The sequence below is a fragment of the Pinisolibacter sp. genome (genome assembly GCF_036782435.1).
Lineage (GTDB): Bacteria > Pseudomonadota > Alphaproteobacteria > Rhizobiales > Ancalomicrobiaceae > CALBKH01.
The window spans coordinates 1-4015 of the sequence record NZ_DAIPZB010000102.1; the positions used below are offsets into that span (position 1 = coordinate 1).

Consider the following 4015-nt stretch of genomic DNA (forward strand, 5'->3'; position numbering starts at 1 on the left):
ACGCCAACCTCTTCGACGACGAGGACGGCGACACCTTCTCGCTGATCTGGTCCCGCCCCAACGGGCGCCGCGGCGATTGAGCCGCCGACCGAGGCCCCGGCCTTCGGGCCGGGGCCTCTCTCACACGAAGAGCGAGGTAGAACGTGGCCGATCCGATCACGTCGCGAGGCGATACCTCGCCGGCGGATGACCGACGATGCGGCGGAACGCGGTGCTGAAGGCGCTCGCTGAGCGATAGCCGATCGTCTCGGCGATCTCCGAGAGGGGAGCCTCGGAGGACCGCAGCGCGTCCTTGGCCAGCGCCATCCGCCAATGCAGCAGATGGTCGATCGGCGCCATGCCGACGGTTCGGGTGAACCGTTCGGCGAAGGCGGCGCGGGACATGCCGACGGACGTCGCCAACTCGGCGACAGTCCATGCGTGGCGGACGTCCCCATGCATTTCGCGCAGGGCCGGACCGATCTTGGGATCGGAAAGGCCGGCCAGCAACTCGCCCCGCACCCCGCCGGGGGCACCGGTCTCGTGCCGTAATGCTTCTACCAGCATGACCTCCAACAGGCGCTCGAGGATCAACGAGCGGCCCGGACGGCGGTCGGTCGCCTCGTCGCCGATCGAAGCGAGCAGGCGGCCGACGCGGGTCGCGGTGACCTCGGTCGACCGGATGTGAATCACGGAAGGCAGGAGGCGCCCGAGGAGATCGGCATTGGCAGGGCCGAATTCGAAATGCCCCGCGATGAACCGCGTCACCGGCTCGTCGTCGGGATCGCCGACCGAGGTCACGGACGCGGACGATCCGGTGTGGACGGCTTCGAAGTCGAGCGGATCGACGCCGCCGCCGCTCCGCAGAACCCAAGGGGCCGGCGCGGTCATCAGCAGGAAGTCGCCGTTGCACGCCGGCAGGGGCGAACGCCCCGGCAGTTCCAGCCGACACGCCCCGGCGATGATCTGGCCGAACACGACATGGTCGTCACCGGGAAACCGCAGAGCCCAGTCGCCGTGGGCCTCGACGACCTTCCACAGGAGCGCCTGCGGTCGCAGCAGGGCGATGATCTGACTCAGCACATCCATTTCAGACGATCTCGAATGAGATGCGGATGTCGAATTATGGATCATCTCACGCAGGCTTCATAGGATGCGTCATGGACTTTTCGATGAGGTGACACCATGCGCAAGACCGTCTTGATCACCGGATGCTCGTCGGGTTTCGGCAAGGCCGCCGCCTTGCGGTTTCGCGACGCCGATTGGAACGTCGTCGCGACGATGACCAATACCGACGCGTGGTCGGAGCCCGCGTCGGAAAACGTGCTCGTCGTGCCGCTCGACATCCGCGACGACGCTTCTATCGGCGCCGCCCTGGCGCGGGCGATCGATCGCTTCGGCCGCATTGATTGCGTCGTCAACAATGCCGGCATGGGATTGTTCTCGGTGTTCGAGGCGACGCCGATGGAAACCGTCCGCGCCCTCTTCGAGACCAATGTCTTCGGCGCGATGCGGGTCATGCAAGCGATCTTCCCACACTTCCGCGACAACGGCGGCGGGCGCATCGTCAACGTCAGTTCCTCGTCGGCGATCGTCCCGGAGCCGTTGCTGTCGGTCTACAGCGCCAGCAAGTGGGCGGTCGACGGCTTCACCGAATCCGTCCGCCACGAGTTGGCGACCCAGAAAATCGTGGTGAAACTGGTCGAGCCGGGCCTGGTGAAGGAGACCAATTTCATCCAGCGCGCCCTGGAGACGTCGCAGGCCGTGCCGGTGCCACCGGCCTATCGGGCCTATGCCGACCAGATCGCCCAGATGTATCTGGGTCCGTCGCCCTTTCGGCTTTCGACCGCGCAGGACGTCGCGGCCGCCATTTTCACTGCGGCGACCGACGACACCGACCAGCTCCGCTACAATGTCGGCGAAGACTCGCTGACCCTGGCCCATATGCGGCGTGAAACCTCCGAGGTCGAGTACAATGCCTGGACCTTGGCGAGATACGGCGCGGTCCGACCGGCGTGAGGAGGACGACATGACCTCGCGAGGTCCGATGAAGTTGATGATCGTCGGCGCGACCGGTCTGGTGGGACGCCATGTCCTCGAACTGGCGCTCGCCGATCCGCACATCGGCATCGTGGTCGCGCCGGTACGGCGACCGGTCGGCGCGCGACCGAAGCTGGAGGCGCCGGTGATCGACTACGAGCGCTTGCCGGAAGAAGCCGAGTGGTGGCACGTCCACGCCGTCGTCTGTGCGCTCGGAACGACGATGAAGGAGGCGCGATCCCGGGAGGCGTTTCGTCGCGTCGATCACGACTATCCGCTCGAAATCGCCCGTCTTGCTCGGAAGCACGGCGCCCGGCGCTTCGCCCTGAACTCGGCGGCGGGAGCCCATCCGGGATCGCCATTCTTCTATTTCCGGGTGAAGGGCGATCTCGAGCGGGATCTGACGTCGATCGGATTCGGGTTCCTCACCTTCGTCAGACCCGGATTGATCGGTGGCGACCGCGCCGAAATCCGGCTGGGCGAGCGGATCGCGTCCGTGCTGCTCGAAGCGATCGGCCCGATCCTGCCGCGTCGCCTGCGGATCAATCCCGCCGCGAACATCGCACGTGCCCTGCTCGATGCGGCGATCGATGGACCGCCGGGCGTTCATGTGGTGGACGCAGCCGATCTGACGTGACCCGGCTCGTCGTGATCCACCGCGTCGTTCGACGACCGAACAGCGGATTCCCGAACGACTGCGCGACGCGACTGATTGCGTCAATTATGCTGCACTGCACAAAATCTGCCGAACCGTCGGTTGACGTGGATGGCCGGCGCTGCGACCCTCGGTCTTCAACGGCTCGACCGCGAGGTTTCATGTCGGACGACGTCACCCGAACCGACAAGCTGGTGAGCGCGACGCTGCGACTTCGGACGGCGCTCTCCACCACATTGTTGGCGCTTGCCGATATCGAGGGGGCCTCTTCGCTCGAGGAGGCGCACGGCAAGGCGAGGACCGCTCGTCTCGAAGCTCGGGCCATCCTCGCCGCAGCGCGGAAGGCGGCCGCCGACGATCGAACCGGCGGATGATGATCAGCGATCCCAGACGAGATCGGCTATCCGTGGATCGCTGAAGAAGGCATTTCGCCCGAACTCCAATCGCACGACCGGGAATTCGCAGAGCGCCTGAACGCCGTGGCGCGACAACCGCATCCGCCATGTCCGCCGTTCGATCGGAGCGGGCTCGGCGAAGGCGGAGCAGGTGAGAACCGCCAGGGCCATGCCGTGCTCGGGATCGCGTACCGAACCGTAGCACAGCAGGGTGATCTCGGCTTCACGCGCCTGGTCCGCCAGCGCTTGGCAGGCCTCGTAACGGACCGGATCCGACCATGCCTCGGCGTCTCGATCGAGCGACGGGACCGTCAGATCGAGACAACGGTCGGTAGCGATCGCCGCCGCGAACGCCGTGTACTCTGCGGCGTCGTCCGGCCAGGGCGTCGCGGGCGACTCGGCGAAGAACAGGAGCCGGTAGAAGGCCATTTCCGCGACGGCGGTCTCCGGCCGTTCCGCTGCGTAGAACACCCCCGCCGTGCGACCTGCACGACGAAACCGTGAACCGGTCGGATAGGGCGGGTCGTAGCGGAACGGTGTGGCGAGCAGGTAGTCGAGGCCGCGGCATTCGACCGGCAGCGGCGGTTTGGTCACCTCGAGCAATTCTTCGAGCAGCGCCTGCTCGCCGAGGTCATCGACGAGCTTCAGCGTGGAGACGCGGTGTTGCGCTTCGACCAGACGCCAGCCTCGACCGTGCCACGGCTTTGATTCAGACGCGAGCGCGTCGGGCGTCCAGGTAGGCGATGACATCGATGAGCCCCGTGATGGTGCCGATCCGCTCGATCGGTGTGGATCCGAGGGCGGTGTTGGCATTGGCCATCCAGGCGCGCGCCACGGCTTCGTCGCCGCCGGTCACCGCATCGAGAGACCGGAAGAGACGCACGAAGAGGACGGCCAGTTCGTAGGGCTTGCTCTCCGGCTCGAGCGCGACGTCGCCGCGCTTCAT

The 4015-nt window shown here is 66.4% G+C and carries 6 protein-coding genes and 1 pseudogene; 4 read left to right on the forward strand and 3 right to left on the reverse strand.

Annotation, left to right across the window (positions count from 1 at the left end; all coding sequences use genetic code 11):
• A pseudogene (locus tag V7Q42_RS21290) lies at positions 1 to 80 on the forward strand (DUF736 domain-containing protein); the annotation flags it as partial.
• 76 nt (positions 81 to 156) lie between these two features.
• On the opposite strand, the gene V7Q42_RS21295 reads toward V7Q42_RS21290, so the two are convergent.
• On the reverse strand, positions 157 to 1068 hold the full coding sequence (locus V7Q42_RS21295; protein WP_333826278.1) for an AraC family transcriptional regulator: 912 nt from the start codon (positions 1066 to 1068) through the stop codon (positions 157 to 159).
• 96 nt (positions 1069 to 1164) lie between these two features.
• Between V7Q42_RS21295 and V7Q42_RS21300 the strand changes: the two genes are divergently transcribed.
• The 3 genes from V7Q42_RS21300 to V7Q42_RS21310 all read left to right on the forward strand — a co-directional run bounded on the left by V7Q42_RS21300 (position 1165) and on the right by V7Q42_RS21310 (position 3048).
• Positions 1165 to 1998, forward strand: coding sequence for an SDR family oxidoreductase (locus V7Q42_RS21300; RefSeq protein WP_333826279.1), 834 nt, complete (start codon positions 1165 to 1167; stop codon positions 1996 to 1998).
• Between the two features lie 37 nt (positions 1999 to 2035).
• A complete protein-coding gene (locus tag V7Q42_RS21305; RefSeq protein ID WP_333826283.1) occupies positions 2036 to 2656 on the forward strand; it encodes an NAD(P)H-binding protein in 621 nt (206 codons plus the stop codon).
• A gap of 179 nt (positions 2657 to 2835) precedes the next feature.
• On the forward strand, positions 2836 to 3048 hold the full coding sequence (locus V7Q42_RS21310; protein ID WP_333826280.1) for a hypothetical protein: 213 nt from the start codon (positions 2836 to 2838) through the stop codon (positions 3046 to 3048).
• 3 nt (positions 3049 to 3051) lie between these two features.
• Here V7Q42_RS21310 and V7Q42_RS21315 read toward each other — a convergent pair whose 3' ends face one another.
• A complete protein-coding gene (locus V7Q42_RS21315; RefSeq protein WP_333826281.1) occupies positions 3052 to 3819 on the reverse strand; it encodes an RES family NAD+ phosphorylase in 768 nt (255 codons plus the stop codon).
• Positions 3779 to 4015 (reverse strand): MbcA/ParS/Xre antitoxin family protein (locus V7Q42_RS21320; protein WP_333826282.1); only part of this gene is annotated, 237 nt, incomplete at its 5' end. The genes V7Q42_RS21315 and V7Q42_RS21320, both read right to left, overlap by 41 nt.

Excerpts from the sequence above, each read along its gene's own strand:
- V7Q42_RS21295 (WP_333826278.1), bottom strand. The coding sequence starts at position 1,068 with ATGGATGTGCTGAGTCAGATCATCGCCCTGCTGCGACCGCAGGCGCTC.
- V7Q42_RS21300 (WP_333826279.1), top strand. The coding sequence starts at position 1,165 with ATGCGCAAGACCGTCTTGATCACCGGATGCTCGTCGGGTTTCGGCAAG.
- V7Q42_RS21305 (WP_333826283.1), top strand. The coding sequence starts at position 2,036 with ATGATCGTCGGCGCGACCGGTCTGGTGGGACGCCATGTCCTCGAACTG.
- V7Q42_RS21310 (WP_333826280.1), top strand. The coding sequence starts at position 2,836 with ATGTCGGACGACGTCACCCGAACCGACAAGCTGGTGAGCGCGACGCTG.
- V7Q42_RS21315 (WP_333826281.1), bottom strand. The coding sequence starts at position 3,819 with ATGTCATCGCCTACCTGGACGCCCGACGCGCTCGCGTCTGAATCAAAG.